Origin of the sequence: Mucilaginibacter sp. Mucisp86, from assembly GCF_047324315.1 — a bacterium.
Lineage (GTDB): Bacteria > Bacteroidota > Bacteroidia > Sphingobacteriales > Sphingobacteriaceae > Mucilaginibacter.
In genome coordinates, this window is the sequence record NZ_CP168503.1 from 4,437,475 (window position 1) to 4,453,556 (window position 16,082).

At 41.6% G+C, this 16,082-nt stretch carries 20 protein-coding genes; 7 read left to right on the plus strand and 13 right to left on the minus strand.

Going from position 1 to position 16,082, the window contains the following annotated elements; translation table 11 throughout:
* The first annotated feature begins 6 nt into the window (after positions 1–6).
* Positions 7–702 carry an ATP-dependent Clp protease proteolytic subunit gene (locus ACEN9X_RS18900; RefSeq protein WP_413666597.1) on the plus strand — a complete coding sequence of 232 codons (696 nt, stop codon included), beginning with the start codon at positions 7–9 and terminating at the stop codon, positions 700–702.
* A gap of 112 nt (positions 703–814) precedes the next feature.
* Here the strand turns inward: ACEN9X_RS18900 and ACEN9X_RS18905 are convergent, their stop codons facing one another.
* From ACEN9X_RS18905 to ACEN9X_RS18925, 5 genes are all read right to left on the minus strand, one after another.
* Positions 815–1,687, minus strand: coding sequence for a creatininase family protein (locus tag ACEN9X_RS18905; protein ID WP_413666598.1), 873 nt, complete (start codon positions 1,685–1,687; stop codon positions 815–817).
* Between the two features lie 106 nt (positions 1,688–1,793).
* Entirely contained in the window at positions 1,794–3,659 is a 1,866-nt protein-coding gene (locus tag ACEN9X_RS18910) for an ATP-binding protein (RefSeq protein ID WP_413666599.1), read from the minus strand.
* A 203-nt stretch (positions 3,660–3,862) separates the two neighbouring features.
* Positions 3,863–4,564: an NUDIX hydrolase gene (locus ACEN9X_RS18915; protein WP_413666600.1), complete on the minus strand. Its 702-nt coding sequence runs from the start codon at positions 4,562–4,564 to the stop codon at positions 3,863–3,865.
* 168 nt (positions 4,565–4,732) lie between these two features.
* Positions 4,733–5,155 carry a secondary thiamine-phosphate synthase enzyme YjbQ gene (locus ACEN9X_RS18920; RefSeq protein WP_413666601.1) on the minus strand — a complete coding sequence of 141 codons (423 nt, stop codon included), beginning with the start codon at positions 5,153–5,155 and terminating at the stop codon, positions 4,733–4,735.
* Between the two features lie 97 nt (positions 5,156–5,252).
* A complete protein-coding gene (locus ACEN9X_RS18925; RefSeq protein ID WP_413666602.1) occupies positions 5,253–5,570 on the minus strand; it encodes a hypothetical protein in 318 nt (105 codons plus the stop codon).
* 176 nt (positions 5,571–5,746) lie between these two features.
* Here ACEN9X_RS18925 and ACEN9X_RS18930 point away from each other — a divergent pair, with 176 nt between their 5' ends.
* Positions 5,747–6,157 (plus strand): VOC family protein, encoded by a 411-nt coding sequence (locus ACEN9X_RS18930; protein WP_413666603.1) that lies wholly within the window; start codon positions 5,747–5,749, stop codon positions 6,155–6,157.
* 2 nt (positions 6,158–6,159) lie between these two features.
* Here ACEN9X_RS18930 and ACEN9X_RS18935 read toward each other — a convergent pair whose 3' ends face one another.
* Positions 6,160–6,555: a hypothetical protein gene (locus tag ACEN9X_RS18935; RefSeq protein WP_413666604.1), complete on the minus strand. Its 396-nt coding sequence runs from the start codon at positions 6,553–6,555 to the stop codon at positions 6,160–6,162.
* A gap of 142 nt (positions 6,556–6,697) precedes the next feature.
* On the opposite strand from ACEN9X_RS18935, the gene ACEN9X_RS18940 reads away from it, so the two are divergent.
* From ACEN9X_RS18940 to ACEN9X_RS18950, 3 genes are all read left to right on the plus strand, one after another.
* On the plus strand, positions 6,698–7,636 hold the full coding sequence (locus tag ACEN9X_RS18940) for a sugar phosphate isomerase/epimerase family protein (protein ID WP_413666605.1): 939 nt from the start codon (positions 6,698–6,700) through the stop codon (positions 7,634–7,636).
* Positions 7,637–7,708: 72 nt separating this feature from the next.
* A complete protein-coding gene (locus ACEN9X_RS18945) occupies positions 7,709–7,876 on the plus strand; it encodes a hypothetical protein (protein WP_413666606.1) in 168 nt (55 codons plus the stop codon).
* 45 nt (positions 7,877–7,921) lie between these two features.
* A complete protein-coding gene (locus ACEN9X_RS18950) occupies positions 7,922–8,173 on the plus strand; it encodes a hypothetical protein (protein WP_413666607.1) in 252 nt (83 codons plus the stop codon).
* A 17-nt stretch (positions 8,174–8,190) separates the two neighbouring features.
* Here ACEN9X_RS18950 and ACEN9X_RS18955 read toward each other — a convergent pair whose 3' ends face one another.
* Positions 8,191–8,583: a response regulator gene (locus tag ACEN9X_RS18955; RefSeq protein WP_413666608.1), complete on the minus strand. Its 393-nt coding sequence runs from the start codon at positions 8,581–8,583 to the stop codon at positions 8,191–8,193.
* Between the two features lie 259 nt (positions 8,584–8,842).
* Complete coding sequence (locus ACEN9X_RS18960; RefSeq protein WP_413666609.1) at positions 8,843–9,196, minus strand: hypothetical protein; 354 nt, start codon at positions 9,194–9,196, stop codon at positions 8,843–8,845.
* A gap of 379 nt (positions 9,197–9,575) precedes the next feature.
* Between ACEN9X_RS18960 and ACEN9X_RS18965 the strand changes: the two genes are divergently transcribed.
* Positions 9,576–10,157, plus strand: a complete 582-nt coding sequence (locus ACEN9X_RS18965) for an RNA polymerase sigma factor (RefSeq protein ID WP_413666610.1) — start codon at positions 9,576–9,578, stop codon at positions 10,155–10,157.
* A 24-nt stretch (positions 10,158–10,181) separates the two neighbouring features.
* Here ACEN9X_RS18965 and ACEN9X_RS18970 read toward each other — a convergent pair whose 3' ends face one another.
* The 5 genes from ACEN9X_RS18970 to ACEN9X_RS18990 all read right to left on the minus strand — a co-directional run bounded on the left by ACEN9X_RS18970 (position 10,182) and on the right by ACEN9X_RS18990 (position 14,564).
* Complete coding sequence (locus tag ACEN9X_RS18970) at positions 10,182–10,982, minus strand: SDR family NAD(P)-dependent oxidoreductase (RefSeq protein ID WP_413666611.1); 801 nt, start codon at positions 10,980–10,982, stop codon at positions 10,182–10,184.
* Between the two features lie 142 nt (positions 10,983–11,124).
* Positions 11,125–11,958, minus strand: a complete 834-nt coding sequence (locus ACEN9X_RS18975; RefSeq protein WP_413666612.1) for a helix-turn-helix domain-containing protein — start codon at positions 11,956–11,958, stop codon at positions 11,125–11,127.
* Between the two features lie 14 nt (positions 11,959–11,972).
* On the minus strand, positions 11,973–13,019 hold the full coding sequence (locus tag ACEN9X_RS18980) for an SDR family oxidoreductase (protein ID WP_413666613.1): 1,047 nt from the start codon (positions 13,017–13,019) through the stop codon (positions 11,973–11,975).
* 89 nt (positions 13,020–13,108) lie between these two features.
* The gene (locus tag ACEN9X_RS18985) at positions 13,109–14,122 is read right to left on the minus strand and encodes a phosphotransferase (RefSeq protein ID WP_413666614.1); all 1,014 of its coding nucleotides are present in this window, start codon (positions 14,120–14,122) and stop codon (positions 13,109–13,111) included.
* 10 nt (positions 14,123–14,132) lie between these two features.
* Positions 14,133–14,564: a MarR family winged helix-turn-helix transcriptional regulator gene (locus ACEN9X_RS18990; RefSeq protein WP_413666615.1), complete on the minus strand. Its 432-nt coding sequence runs from the start codon at positions 14,562–14,564 to the stop codon at positions 14,133–14,135.
* A gap of 217 nt (positions 14,565–14,781) precedes the next feature.
* On the opposite strand from ACEN9X_RS18990, the gene ACEN9X_RS18995 reads away from it, so the two are divergent.
* Positions 14,782–15,993, plus strand: a complete 1,212-nt coding sequence (locus ACEN9X_RS18995; protein WP_413666616.1) for a FecR family protein — start codon at positions 14,782–14,784, stop codon at positions 15,991–15,993.
* Positions 15,994–16,082: the final 89 nt, after the last annotated feature.

The window sequence follows — 16,082 nt, forward strand, 5'->3', positions numbered from 1 at the left end:
AATTTTATGAATATCAATCAAAATGAGTTCCGCAAATACGCGGTGGGGCATCGCCGTGTCCAAAGTTTACATGTCGACAGGTTTATCGCACAGGTAAACAACAGCAAAATAAACATGGGTATGACACCCTATATTATGGAGGAGCGCCAGCTCAATATATCGCAAATGGATGTTTTTTCGAGGCTGATGATGGATAGGATCATTTTTTTGGGTACTGCGATAGATGAGCAGGTAGCTAACATCATCCAGGCGCAACTGCTTTTCCTGCAGTCGGCAGATGCAAAAAAGGATATCCAGATCTATATCAATTCGCCGGGAGGCTCGGTATACGCCGGATTGGGGATCTATGATACCATGCAATTCATATCGCCGGATGTGGCTACTATTTGTACAGGTATGGCCGCTTCCATGGCATCTACGTTATTATGCGCGGGTGCTCATGGTAAACGTGCTGCATTGCCGCATTCAAGGGTAATGCTGCACCAGCCATCAGGTGGTGCGCAGGGGCAGGAGTCGGACATTGAAATTGCTGCTATACAGATAGCCAAAATGAAAAGGGAACTTTATGAAATAGCAGCCAAACACAGCGGCCAGAGTTACGAACGGATCCATGAAGTATCCGACCGCGATTATTGGATGATAGCTAAAGAAGCAAAAGCGTTTGGGATGATTGATGAGGTTTTGGGGGGTAGCGAGGATTGAAAAAAATATGTCATTGCTGAGGAGGAACGACGAAGCAATCGCACGCTATACAGGTCGGATATGCTTCTGTGCGATTGCCACGCTATCGCTCGCAATGACATTTTTTTAACACTTACTTATTCAACGCATCCACCTTATCAAAAAACTCATTTTGGAGTTTAATGGTACTCGTATCGGCCTTGATAGCCTTTAGTGCCTGTATAAAGCTGGCTATTTCGTGTTCGGCTATGAATTTGCCAAATTCGGGTGTGGCCTTTGCGCCTTCGCCCGCGTAGTGATTAGGGTAGGCGGCATACCACCATATAGGGGTATAAACATTGGTTAAATTTAAGCGGTGCTGGTTCTCGCCCGATTGTGATGCTGCCCTGTCCATCTTCATCAGGTCTGGGCGATAGTAAAGCATTGATGCAGTTTCACTTTCCCCGGCATGCTGATCACCCTCAATAGCCGATTTATGCATTTTGCGGTATTGATCTGTGTATTCTTTATCAGCGCCATGTGGGTTATAAAAATATACCGCATAGTTATGGCGCTTGTTAAGCAGCGATTGCATAAAGAACTGAATAAACTCCGGGTTACCACCGTGGCCGTTCAGGATCACTATTTTATCAAAGCCGTTACGGGCTATTTCATCGCAGGTGGCTTCCAGTAAATCCCAGATCACTTTACTTGGCAGTGCGAATGTTCCGGGTTGGTGGCGTGCTTCGTTAATTTGCCCGTAAAAATAATCAGGGAATACAACAGCATATTCTGATTTAACAGTATGTGCGGCCCACTCACGCACATGGATCAGGTCCGTACCAAGTGGAGAATGAGGGCCGTGCTTTTCCAGGATCCCGATAGGCAGGATACAGGTTTTTGACGATTTTTCGAGTGCGGCAGGGAAATCAGAAGAGACCAACTCGTCCCAACGGGCGGGTATCTGCTGGGCATAGGAATAAGCAGAAAGCAGCAGCGCTGCAAACAGTAACAGGTAAGTTTTCATAAATTATAGGTTTAAGAACAGGTTATGGGAAACTGTATTTGATCCTGAAATTTACAAACTTAAACTATTGCTTTTCAACTCGTAATTTAAAAATTACAATAACATATCAACGGATGTTGGGCAGCGAGTAACAGAAAATCGCCCCCTTTACCTGGTTGTTTTCAACCCAGATGCGTCCATTCATCTTTTCGGTAAAATCCTTGCAGATCATGAGTGCTACGCCGGCACCTTTTTCTTTTTCATTGCTGTACTGCATATTGGCCTTAAAATTAAAGAGCAATTGAAGCTTATCGGGCGAAATGCCTTTGCCTTCATCCTGTACGCAAACGGTTACATCGTTACCTGTCGATGCGCTAACGGTAATGGTTGAGTTATCGGGCGAAAACTTGATGGCATTATGTATAAAATTGCGATGGATGAATTGTACCAGTTCTTTATCGGCGTAAATGATAATAGCCGGATCAACCGTGTTTACAAACTTAAGCCCGCGATCTTTGCCCAGTAAGCTAAAGGGTTGAATAGCCTCATCAATAAGTTCTTTTAACGGTAGCGGCACGGCTTTATAATCAAAGCCAGATAGCTGTTGTTTGATCCATTGCAATATGTTTTCAAAAATTTCTAACGAGATGTTTGAAGAATGCTCCATGGTATCTACCAGTTCCATCAATTCTTCCCGTGTAAAGGAATCGGCATCTTTAAGTACGGTCGCCAGTGTTTTAAGTGCACCTATGGGCTGCCTGAAATCGTGTGCAAGAATGGATACCAGCCGGTTGTTAAATTCATGATCCACTTCCAGTTTATCATTTCTTAGTTGTACCGTTCGGTTAAGTTCTTCAAGTGTAAGGCCGTGCTTTTTTTTGAGGTTGTATAGCCGGTAAGTGAATATTACGGTGATAGCAGTAATTACAAATAAGATGCCCAGCACAATAGCCAGGATCTGCCTGTTTTGACTTCGGATGGTGATAGCTTCAAGCTCCTGATCTTTAAGTGCATAGTCAATGTAATCGACACCCGATGTGTTGGCGAATTTTTCCTCATCTTCATAAAGCTTTAGTAATTTTTCGCTGTAACGCTGTACTTCATCCAGGTTGTTTCGAGCTATATAAATATCATATAATTTTTTTCCGAAAAATTTTTCATAATAATGATAACCACTTTTTTCGGCAATGGAAAGCCCTCGCTTATAATATTTAACAGCTTTTGCTGTATCGTTACTCATATATAAATCGCCAAGATTAATAACTATATCAAGGCTTAAATAAGAAAGCTCCATAGCTAAACCATTGTTAACGGCTTGCTGCAATAACGCTATGCCCCTTTCACGCTCATTGTTTTGCAGGTACAGTAAACCCTGGATCTGATCTGCTTCAACCAGCATCCGGTTATCTTTAAATTTGATCCCTATTTGCCGCGCCTTATCCAGGTAAATTTCAACCGAATCTTTTGGTATCTGCTCAGGGTACAGGAGCAGATAGTTACATAACAGCAGCGACATAATAGAATCACGTTGTAGGGTTTTACCTGTGTTTATAGCGCGTTTAAAAAAATCTATGGCTTTTTTATTTTCGTGGGTTTCATTAAATACCAGACCAATGTTCATTAAACCCTGTACAACGTTTGAGGTGTCTTTTAATTCTTTGTACAGGTTATAAGCCTCATTATAATAACGGAGTGAAAGCTGCAGATTGCCTTTAAGATCATAAACAATACCTATAACATTCAGGGCATCGGCTTTACCTGCTTTATAGCCAAGCCGTTCGGCTATAGTTCTCGCCTTTTTAGCATAACTAAAAGCGCTGTCGATATTTTGCTCATACATAAGCATGCCCAGCCTGTTAAGTGTGTTTACATACTGTAGGCTGTCATGAATTAAAGGAAGGTCTTTTTTAAGTTTATTAACTTCCCTGAATTGGCCAAAACATACAGATACAGCAAGCGACAGTAATACTAAAAAGCTTACTTTTTTTTTCATTAACTAATATTTGAAAACGGGCTAACGGTTCATATTATAGCCTAAAGCTATTATACGGATAAAAAAGTAGTATTGTTGGAGAATGTTAAATAAATAGGTTAGCCTACAGTTGGTTTTAACTGTTGTTCCATGATATCCCCGGCATATTAAACTTTGCAGGTAATATCTATATATGATTAAGTTGAACGTTTTACCTGGAAAATCTATAAGGAATCGGGATTAGGAATGAAATTCATAAACGCCTGGAACTTGGCATAGTAGTTTTGCATATTTAGCTGGTAATAATAGGCACCGCGTTTTGAACCTGCTTTATCTTTATCGGCCAGTTTAATAAGCAAGCCGGTAGCCAGTACTCTTTTACTGAAATTGCGTTTATCAATAGTAGTATTAAACACACACTCATAAAGGGTTTGCAATTGCGGTATGGTAAACTTGGTGGGCAAAAGCTCAAACAGGATAGGGTGCATTGCAGCCTTGTAACGGATGCGTTTGCGGGCCTGCTCAACCATTTCCTGCTGGTCAAATATCAATTTAGGGGCACGTTTAAGCTGAAACCATTCGGCCTGATAATCGTCACTTATCTGGGCCTCATATTTATGGATATCAACCAGCGCAAAGTATGCCACAGATACGGTTCGCTCAATTGGATCGCGCTGAGGCTGCCCAAATGTATATAACTGTTCAAGGTACACACCCTCCAAACCGGTTAATTGCTTTAAAATTCTGTTGGCGCTTTGGTCAAGGCTTTCATCGGGCTGAACAAAGCCGCCCATCAGGCTCCAGTTTCCCTTTTCGGGCTGAAAGCCTCTCTTTATGAGTAAAATTTTTAAAACTTCGCCATCAAAGCCAAAAATGATACAATCAACAGCCAATAATAACCTTGTTTGCTTGGAATACTTGAGCATTTATAATCAGTAATAATTTTATGGTAAAAACAAATATAGAATAACATTCGATATAAGATGGCAAATTTGCTGTGTTATACCGGTTAAAAAAGTATTAATTTACAATAGTTAGTCAAATGTGTAAATTAATTGTGCTTTTTACAATAATTATTAACATTTATTCTTTATTTATTCGCCCCAGGCCGATATTACCAGCATGCGGTTGCCACCATAGTTGCGGTGTTCACACAAATAAATTCCCTGCCACGTGCCCAAAGCCAGCCTGCCGTTACGGATGGGAATGGTTACCGAACTGCCAAGCATCGCAGCTTTGAGGTGGGCAGGCATATCATCAGGGCCTTCGTCATCGTGTAAATAGTCGGGATCATTTTCGGGGACGGTTTTATTGAAATACATTTCAAAATCCTGCCTTACGGTTGGATCGGCATTTTCATTAATGGTTAGTGATGCCGATGTATGCTGGATAAATACCTGGCAAATTCCGGTTTTTAGCTCATGGATTTGAGGCAGGGCATTAACAACTTCGGACGTAATGAGATGGAAACCTCTTTTGCGTTCCCTGAGCTGAAGCATTTGCTGAAATATTTTCATAAATAGTTTGCTTTATAGCGACGTTGCAAACATATCTATAAAGATTGTTCCGGTTTTATTTTTGTACCACTTATAATTTTACCGGTTTTGTAAAGTTTTATGCAATAACAGCAGGATTTAGTTGGGGCCCCTGGTTAATAAACAGCCGGTTGATGAATGCCTTTATTTTTTCAAAAAAGCTTTTTCTGACAGTTTTTTGAATAATTTGAATTTGATCATCATCCGGAGGCTTCGGGTTATCTGCATCCTGCATTTCCTCCAAAACAATTTCACGGATCTCGGGGTCACGGTTTACAATCTCATCCAGTTCGGTGAGTTCGTTAAAGGTGGCGATACCATTTTTTTGCCGCTTAATAAGTATTTCAAAACGGTCCTGGTTGAAAGTTCGCCTTTCCAAATGCTTGCCGTGTTTCATAATATATAATAATCTTTTATAAGAACTCAAATTAAGTGCCATGTATTTATATTATTGATTGTCAATATTTTAATTTAATACTGCCTTTCGCATTTGCATCATTTTGACACATGGATCGTTCGTTTTCGTGCAGGTAGAATGTATACCTTTATATGAAACATAAGCTTCATAGATAGATGAATATCCTCGCAAAACAAATGCAGGGAATGGCCCCTCTGCTCCAGGTTTTTGATATGCCTGCTGCTTTAAAATTTTACCGTAATGTGCTGGGCTTTGAGGTTATACAAGCCTCGGGCAATGGAGACGACATGGATTGGGTTTTATTGAAGCTAAACAGTATAGAACTAATGCTCAATACCGCGTACGAAAAGGAAAACAGGCCTCCGGAACCCAATGAACAACGGATAGCCGCTCATGCCGACACCTCTCTTTATTTCGGCTATCCCGATATTGATGAGCTATATGGCTATTTATTAAGCAGAGGTATGCACCTTAAAGAGCCTCAAATTACCGGTTACGGCTGGAAGGCCATCTATTTGCTTGATCCTGATGGGTACCTGTTATGTTTTCACTGGCCGGTAGCATAATGTTATAACCGCTCGTAGTGGTCTTCGGGCCCATCGGCTGCGAGAGGGACTGTGCCATAAAAGGTGAGTATTTTGCCTTCTATCTTAAAAAAAGTAATACTATTGGCTGAGGTATCATTGTCGAACATGATCTGTTCATGCGCATTATCATATCTGCGGGTACGGTAGTTACCGCTTTTTATCAGGGTATCCTTGTGCATCCGTTTGTAGGTATCGGCTGTAAAAACAATAATATTGCCATTACCGGCTTGTACGGCAGACAGATCTTTGGGCGGTTCACAATAACAATCGGTGCCGCGATATTCCCACCTGCCAATTAACTGATCATTATTAGGGGTTTTATCTTTTTTACAGCTTAGCAAAACGGCGAGTACGCCAAATAAAAACAGCTTTTTCATACCATAAGGTTTACTTTATATTACGGTATCGCAATGTAAAATGATACAAATTAACTTTGGTTAGTAACAGTTTTAATACACAATTTGCTGGCATCAATTAATTGATAACTTTGGTATAAACCAATGTATTTCCTATACCATCATGAAACAGTATAACTTATCAAGGCGCAGGTTTATCGGTAGCGCAACGCTTGCGGCAGCCGGATTTTTGGCGTTTTCAAAATCGTCATTTGCAGGTGTGATAGCAAGTGGTTCCGACAAACCCAGCTCGCTTATTAACGGTGTACAAATAGGGGTGATCACTTACTCGTTCAGGAGTATGCCCGGTGCTATTGATGATTTGCTGAAGTATTGTATCGACTGTAATATCAACGCCATTGAACTCATGGGTGATGCCGCCGAAGTTTATGCGGGTGCCCCCAAACGTGAGGCTAATGAAGATTGGGCTGCATTTGGTAAAAAAATGGCCGAATGGCGTGCCTCTGCTTCGATGGATAAGTTTAAGGAGATCAGGAAAATGTACCATGATGCTGGGGTAAACATTTATGCCTGGAAGCCCAATGCCCTTGGCCCTAAAAACACTGATGCCGAAATAGATTATGCTTTTAATGCAGGGAAAGCTCTTGGCGTAAATCATGTAACGGTTGAACTGTCCGATGAGGCGCAAACCAAACGTCTCGGTGATATTGCTGCTAAACACAAAATGATGGTAGGCTACCATGCCCACACACAGGCCACCCCAACGCTTTGGGATACCGCCTTAAGCCAGTCAAAATATAACGGTATCAATCTTGATATTGGCCACTACGTTGCAGGTACCAGCAGCAGCCCGGTGCCATTTATTGAAAAATATCACGACCGCATAACCAGCATGCATATCAAAGACCGCAAGTTTCATGATGGCCCCAACCAACCATGGGGGCAAGGTGATACCCCGATAAAGGAAGTGTTGCAACTGCTTAAAAACAACCATTATAAATTTCCGGCCACTATTGAATTGGAGTATAAGATTCCTGAAGGATCAGACGCTGTGAAGGAAGTGAAAGTTTGCCGCCAGTTTGCTGCCGATGCATTGGCATAAAACTGTGTATTTAGTTTGTATAGGATATTAATGGCCTGGGTTTTGTAAATTTATGTTTATTTGGACAGCGCTATGAATAACTCAGGTAAACTAAAGCTGGAATGGATTCCGGCCGCTTATGGTGCGATAGATAAAGGCGTTAATGATACATCTGCTAACAAACCAAAGCAGGTATACCCGGTGAACGGAATTTACAAAAGCGGCAATGGGTTTGCCAAAGTATATAAAAGGAAAGTATAAGATGTTATTTTGCCGATGCTCGGCCTAATGGCCTATCTTTATCCAATGGAATCTAAAATATTTTCGTACAAAGTGGATGGCATTGTGCTTACTCCTGTTGATGATCTGTTAAGCCTCAGCCCGGTATTTGATCGTAAGGAATTACTAAACAAACTAAAAGAGCTTTTTAAAGACGATGAGTACAAAGTTGATGACCGTACCCTCGACTATAAAATTAAAGACGGCCAGCTTTATATTGAAGGTGTAGTTACCAAACAAGCTGAGGCAAAGTCGATAGGTTTTATGAGCGGAAAGTAGGTTGTCAATTTCAGCCGTCAATTAATCGCCCTGAAACTGGTAAAAGTTTCTCGGGTAACGGGTTTAGTGTAATATGATTTTACGTGTTGGTACTGCCTTGAACGCATCAGATCTTTGGGAAGTATCGAGAAGGTAACGATATAAATGTCAATAGTTTTCCTGATCAGGTGATGGATTTTGGTAAATTCATCCAGGAATTCCCATCCGCTGAAGGGGTTCATATAAATATCAAGAAAGATAACATCAGGAAGCTCATCCTCATTTTGTAAATGTTCCCTGATGTAGCGGATAGAATATTCCGCATCAGTGCTGTATGTAACAGAATCAAATGCAGGGTATTTGTCCTGCATTCCTTTAATAATGGCAATATCTATCTGATTGTCATCAATATATAAAAGCGTTTTGGCCATTTAGGTTAGATTTAGATCACTACTAATATATAGCTAAAAGCTATATTGGTAAGGGATAATGGCCGGTGCCGATAGCTAATCAGGAGAAAGTGAGAAATATGTGATGTTGGTTAATTATTTGTTTGTTAGTTGCTTGTATTGTGTTTTTCAATCGTTTTCACATTATTGTACAATTTTGTTTTTGATTAATAGCACAGCCCGTATACAATAATTGAACAGAGAGAAGTTATTGTGAAGATGAAATTATATGCAGATGGAACTATTGTTCTACAAAGTGCCAGCAAACGCCAGCAATATCTATAATATTAAACTCTTTACCGTAGGATTCTTGTGTGATTTCGCTTATCCGTATCTTAAGGCGTTGAGGTAATTGCTTATCTATAACCATTTGTCTGAAAGCTGCCACATCGCTCACTTTTACGCTCAACATAAAGTTCTGTGCAAACCCCGGTTGATCGTAACGTTGCAGGATAAAGCGGCAACTATCTTTTTGAAATCCTATATAATCGCCCGAATCCCAATTGATTTTAAATCCCAGCTCCTGGAAAAGTTGTTTAGAGCTTTCAAAGTCGCTGCCGGAGGGAACGAAAGGCTCAAGTGATAAAAATTCCATGTTGTTTAACAGTTGGTAAATATTTGTAAACATAAACAAATGAGGGCGATTAATAATATGATTGAAAAACAGGACATGGCGAACGTGGCTACAAATCTGTATGTTACCTGAAAGCTGGCGTTATTTCAGGTTTGATGCAATAAAATTAATTTGGCTTCGTTATAAGTTTTCCACAAATTGCTGTTTTCGGGCAAAAAAGATCACATACTATATGGTGTAGTTTTTACACCTTAAGCATTGATTGTCAGTTATAAAAGCATCTGGCTTTGTTAAAAAAGTACCACTACAACAGCACTACTTCAATTTATTATCATGTTTTTGCTGTGTTAAATTAAAATTTACTTTTTACTTTTATCTCACCAATTATAATTAAACTACAGTGGGTAAGAGTATTAACAGCAATCATATCCAACAATTGATAGCGGGTGATGAGGCCGCTTTCGATTTGATTTATGAAGCGTATAGCAGCAAAGTTTACCGGCTGGCATTTCGGTTTTTGAAGGATGCGCAACAGAGCGAGGAAATTGTGCAGGAGTGTTTTATAAACCTTTGGACCAGCCGCGAAAAACTGAATGCCCTGGGCGATATCTGGCTATACCTTTATGTTATCGCAAAACGTTTGTCACTAAACTCATTAAGGCAGATGTGCCAGTCGCGCGAGTTTTCTGATAAGCTGGTTAACCATATAGCTACCGTTCATAACGATACCGAAGAAGATTTACTGGTAAGCGATCTGGAGCAATTTACCGAACGGATTATTAACAAGCTTCCGCGGCAGCAGCAATTGATTTTCAGGCTGAGCAGGGTAGAGCACCTTACTCATAAAGAAATTGCCGATCAGTTACAGATCTCGCCAAATACGGTAAAAAATCATATGGTTGAGGCCTTGAAAACCCTCAAATCGCAACTGCAATACTCCGATCTTATTTTTATGCTTGCCTTGTTCTTCTGGATCAACTAAAGGCAAACCCCACCTAACCTTTTTTCAATCAAGTCTGTTTACCCTGTAATTTAACGCTGCCGTTGTGCCTCCGGTTACATCGATGGTTACGCCTGTAATTTGGCCAGCCAGGTTTGATGCCAGGAAAACGGCTGTATTGGCAATATCAGCCATCAGAGGAAGCTTCTTAAGCATGGTATCGGCCTCCATTTTTTTGATGATAGGGTCCATAACATCGGGCATGGCATCAATAGCACTTTTAAACACCCGCGAATCAGGTGAACCGCCTGAGCGGATGTTAACTACACGGATACCATAAACCCCAAGCTCAGAGGCCAGCGTACGCGAAAAACTTTCAACTCCACTGCAAGCCGGCCCAAAGCCTCCTGTAAGCGGATAACCTATACCCGCAGGAGTAGCCGTAAGTGATAAAATTACTCCCGATTTTTGCTTCATCATCACCCTGGCGGCTGCTATTGCCGTCATGAAGCGGGTTTGCATGGTGAGGGTAATAGGTTTCACAAAATCTTCGGCTGATATTTCGGTAAGCGGAACGTTTTGCACCACATCAACCCCGACAGCGTTAAAGGAAATATCAACTGCTCCGACGCTGTTTATCATTTGCTGCAAATGCTGATTGATTGCCGCCTCGTCAAATGCATCTACTATAGCTGTTTCGGCTAAGCCACCCAAAGCAATAATTTCGTCTGCTACCTTTTGGATAGATTCCTGGTCGGGGCCGGTTAAAAACACTTTTGCACCGGCGGCTGCTAATGCTTTTGCCACTGCGCCGCCCAACGAACCGCCTGCGCCATATATAACGGCATTTTTATTTTGGAGTATCATATGGTTAGTTTGTTTAAATATAGCATTTGAAAATGCCAGATTACATAACAAACATAATTGTAAATGTTATTTTAAAAGCGGGCTAAAGGTGACAAATGAAGGGTTAGTTTATGACAATGCGAGCCAGAGCAAATTGTATACATCAATTTTGCGTTTCACTTATCTCACGTTTACTTTTTGAAAGCGTTGGATTATACCCAAACTGCTTTTTAAAAGCGTATGAAAAATGCGATAGGTTCTCAAAGCCTAATTCAAAGTAAACTTCGGATGGTTTGCGGTTTTGTTCAACTATTTGATAATGGGCGGTTTGGAGGCGCTTCTGAGTGAGCCATTTTTCGGGCGTGTTACCGAAGGCTTTTTTAAAATCACGTTTAAAGGTGGTTAAGCTCCTGCCGGTTAGGTAGCCGAACCGTGCAGCGGTGAGATTAAACATGTAATTTTTCTCCATAAAATCCGCCAGGTTAATTTTACCAGGGCCTTCAAAATGTCCCAGCAAATTATCAACCGATTTATCAATAGATCGTAATACAGCAATGGCTTCAGTTATTTTGATGTTCGCTATTTCTTCGGGCAGGTCATCAGCTACTTCAAAATAGGGCATTAAAGATCCAAACAGGCTCTCAAGTAGCGGATGCTGATTGAAGTATTTAACATCCGGTGGAACCGGGGTAACATGAACCTGCGGAAGTGTTGCGTAATACCGCTGTAGTGTCTCCTGCGGAAAGCAGATAGATATCGATTTAAAAAGTTCCCCGTTTAAAGGCACCTTGCTCATCCTGCCCAACTGGTTACGCGGCAGCAATACGATATCCCCGGCATGGAAAATAAATTGCCGGTCGGCCGAAGCGATCCTCATTTCACCGGATAACACGCACACCAATGCATGCCACGGAAGGATCACTTCGCGACTGTAATGCTTTTCCCGCTTACAGGATACGAATACCATTGACCTGCTGGCTGCTCCCGGTTGTTCCATTTGTGTAAAAATAATTATTTAATTATTCCCAATTGTATCAGGCTTTCGGCAGTTGCAACAATCGCTTCTTCTGCAGATCGTGGCGACCAGCCGAGCATGCGTTGGGCTTTCTCGCTGGTAGCGTTCATGTTTTGGTCGAGCATCGGGATAATAGCTTTTGCGGTTGGGTTCCAAAGCGCAGTTAAACGTACTAACCAGTTAGGCACATTTTGAGCTTTAACTTTTTCTGCATAATTACCCATGCGGCGCTTCAGAATTTTGGCTATGTCAATCATCCATAAGCTTTCACCCGAAATAGCCAAAAAACGCTGACCTTTCGCAGCCGGGTTGGTCATGGCGCGTAAATGCAGGTCGGCCACGTCACGTACATCAACCAGGCCGGTATTGATACGCGGAGTGCCTTTTAGTTTGCCAAACAACATGTTTTGCACCAACTGAATAGAATGCGAATAATCGGGACCTAAAACCGGGCCTGCAACTGCAACGGGGTTTACCGTAACCATTTCCAGGCCCTGGCCTTCAGTTTCAATGAACTTCCATGCAGCCTGTTCTGATAGTGTTTTTGATTTTTGATAGGCCGGTATGCTATCGTTTATTGGTGTCCAGTCGGTTTCATTAAATGGGGTAGTACGTGCTTTGTGTCCAAAGCCAACCGCGCCAAATGCCGAGGTAAATACAACCCGTTTAACACCTGCATCTCTGGCTGCTGTCAGCACCCGTAATACACCCTCTCGGGCAGGTATAATCATTTCATCTTCATGTTTATAACCCTTTAGCGGGGTAGGGGATGCTACATGCAAAACATAGGTACAGTCTTTTACAGCTTCCGCCCAGTTTGCATCCGCAGCCAGATTGGCGGCTATGAATGATAGGCGGTCGCCCGCTTCAACGCCGCCTGTTTTGAGCATATCTCGTACTTCAGTTTCGCGGTTTAGTGAACGTACGGTTGTTTTTACCTTATAACCTGCTTCAATAAGTTGCAGGATATAGTGCACTGCTATAAAGCCCGAGCCGCCGGTTACCAGTACCTGTGTATTGCTGTTTGAATTTGTTGTTGTCATTGCATTAAAATTTATAGTGCAAAGTTGCCTCAAATAGCTACAGGCAGGTTTGTTTAAAAGACCGAAGATGGTTTGTTTAAAAGGCCATTTTATTTATCGGTTACTGGTTGTTGCGCGAATTGGGCCAGTGAAGTAGCCCAACGTACCGAACGCATTTGATTAACCGCAGTATTCAGCAATGCTTTTCCATACATTAATTGGCCATCATAATTAGCCAGGGATATTTCTCCTTTGCCCATTAGTCCAAAAAATAGTTGCAAATCAATTCCTTCCATTTTTTGATCATGTTCATAGTTTGTTGGTTTATGCTGTGCTGCCAATTGAAACATCAGCATCGAGTAAACAATCCGGCAAACCTGCCGCATGGTAAAAAATCGTGCTTTTTTGTATTCGTTTACATCGCCATCAAAATAGGCCGATAAAAACATTTGTTCCTGTTCGTCTGTGTGGACAAAAAAATTGGCCAGATTTGCGAGGTCGATATAGCGGTCGTTTAAATGGGCTGCATCCCAATCAATGATCCACATCCGTTTACCATCACATAAAATATTATTAGGATTGAGGTCATTATGACTGAACACCCTATCCGAATCGGTTAGTACGATACGACTTTTAAGTATAGCGTAATTGACAAAACATTCATCGAATACTGGTCCTGACAATATTTTTTTTTGTTTAAACTGGCTGATCAGTGAATCAACTGTTTCAAACAGCGGTGCCCCATCTACGCCCGATGGTATCAAATGAATAGCTTTGACTATAGCCGCAATCTCAGAGATCAGCTTATCCGGCGTAAAAACAGCGCGCACGGGCTGGCTTTCTATGTAATCGCTGATGGTAATTCCGGTTAGGGTATCCTGATAATGCAATGTTGGGGCAATATTGGCATCAGCGGCAAGTAATAAGTTAGTTGCGCTTAAATTAGGTGGCGACAGCTTTAAAACATACATTTGGCCATCCACTGTTAACTGATAGGTATGCGCCGAAGAAAGACCGCCGGCAAGTGTTGTCACATTATCAATAACAGTAGTACCAAAAGCGGCAAGTAAGGCTGCTTCAACCGCGTCTTTCCTGTGCGGTGGGAACAAAGTAGAAAATTTCATAATGTTTATATCATCTTATATTTCCGCCAAGCATTAACAATAAATCGGCGACAGGAGGAGATTTTTTCAGGTATTCGTCAGGAATAATATCTTCGGAAATTGCGCTGGCCGATGGCAAAGCTTCCTCATAAATTGTTTTGCCTGCATGCGTTAGTTTGGCATAACTTACCCTTGCATCCCGCTCGTTGGCGCCCCGTGTCACCAATCCTGTTTTTTCCATTGGTAATAACAGGCGTGTGATACCTGATGCGGTAAGGCCTATTTTCTCGGCCAGTTCTGTACGGCGTAATTGGCCGCCGGGCGCTTGCTGCAAAAGATGAAGGATCAGAAAATCGTTAAAACCTATCCCATGTACAGTCAGGCCATCAAATTTTCGGGAGATCACTGCCTGTATTTTAGCAAGGTTCATGAGCAGTTTTAAAGGTTGATTTATTGTTGACATATACTTGACTTATCAATGATTATTCAAATATATGAATTAATTGGATATCCCTTTATGTTTAAACATAAGATATTCCGGAAGCCTGATGTGATTCCTCGAAAAGAGAGAATTTATACATTTTTCAAAAATATTTCACTTACAGGTAGTCCTATGCTTTGAGTTGTGTGTTCTATACACAAATGCCCCTCTCCGGGGAATTTGTATATAGACCAAAAACATGAATAACGAAAGGCTCAGGAGTTTACTTGAACAGTATTTTAACGATGCTATAAACGATACCGACCGCGAGGAGTTGCTCAACTATTTGAACAACAATCCCGGCGAGATATTGAGCACTGTTGATGAAGATATCCTGAACCTTGATGGTGCCCCTGAATTTGATAATGACCGCGCACAAAAAGTATTGGCTGATATTAAAGCTGATTCAAGATTCAGGGATACTGTTACACCGGTTGTACCTGTTATCCCTAAAAACAATATTTTTAAATTATACAGTGGTTGGCTGAAAATTGCAGCTACAGTTTTAATTTTTGGAACCGTTGGGGTTTACTTTGTACAACGGCAAAAAACGGGCGCTGTTAAAAATAACATAGCAGCCAATACCAATGCCAAAATTGTACCGGGCAGCAATAAAGCCATACTTACATTGGCAAGCGGTAAAAGTATCGTACTGGATAGTGTGGCTAACGGTGCCGTTGCCAATCTCGGGAAAAGCCAGGTAAATAAAGTTGCCAATGGCAAACTGGTTTATGACGTGCTGCCAAATGCCACCCACGCAGGGGTTAACGCAGTTTTATACAATACACTCACCATTCCGCCGGGTGGCCAGTACCAGGTGGTGCTGCCCGATGGTACGCAAGTATGGTTAAACTCATCATCATCATTAAGTTACCCTACCGAATTTACAGGTAATAGCCGTACTGTAAAACTCACCGGTGAAGCCTACTTTGAAGTGGCTAAAAATAAAGACAAGCCTTTTTATGTAGAGATGAACAGCGTACAGGTAAAAGTGTTGGGAACGCATTTCAATATCTCGGCCTATACCGACGATAATGATTTGACTACCACACTGCTTGAAGGTTCGGTACAGATCAGTAAAAACGGTAGCCTGGCTATGCTGAAACCGGGCCAGCAGGCGGTGGTAGGAAGCAATGCTAACGCCATTACAGTTTCAAAAGCAAACATCAACGAGGCAATGGCCTGGAAAAACGGCTATTTCATGTTTGATGATGATAATATCGTAAATATCATGAAGAAGGTATCCCGCTGGTACGATGTAGATATTGAGTACCAGGGTAACTTTATTAACCAGCGTTTCGGCGGTACGTTTACCCGCTCAAAAAGTATAACAGATCTGCTTAAAAACCTCGAACAAATAAGTAACGTGCATTTTAAAATTACAGGAAGGAGGATCACCGTTATGCAATAAATCTACGTTCTCAACTATCCCAACCAATTATCTATCAGCATAAAAAATAAAGCCAGGAGCGTTTCGGACCGCCCCTGACCTAAGCCGTG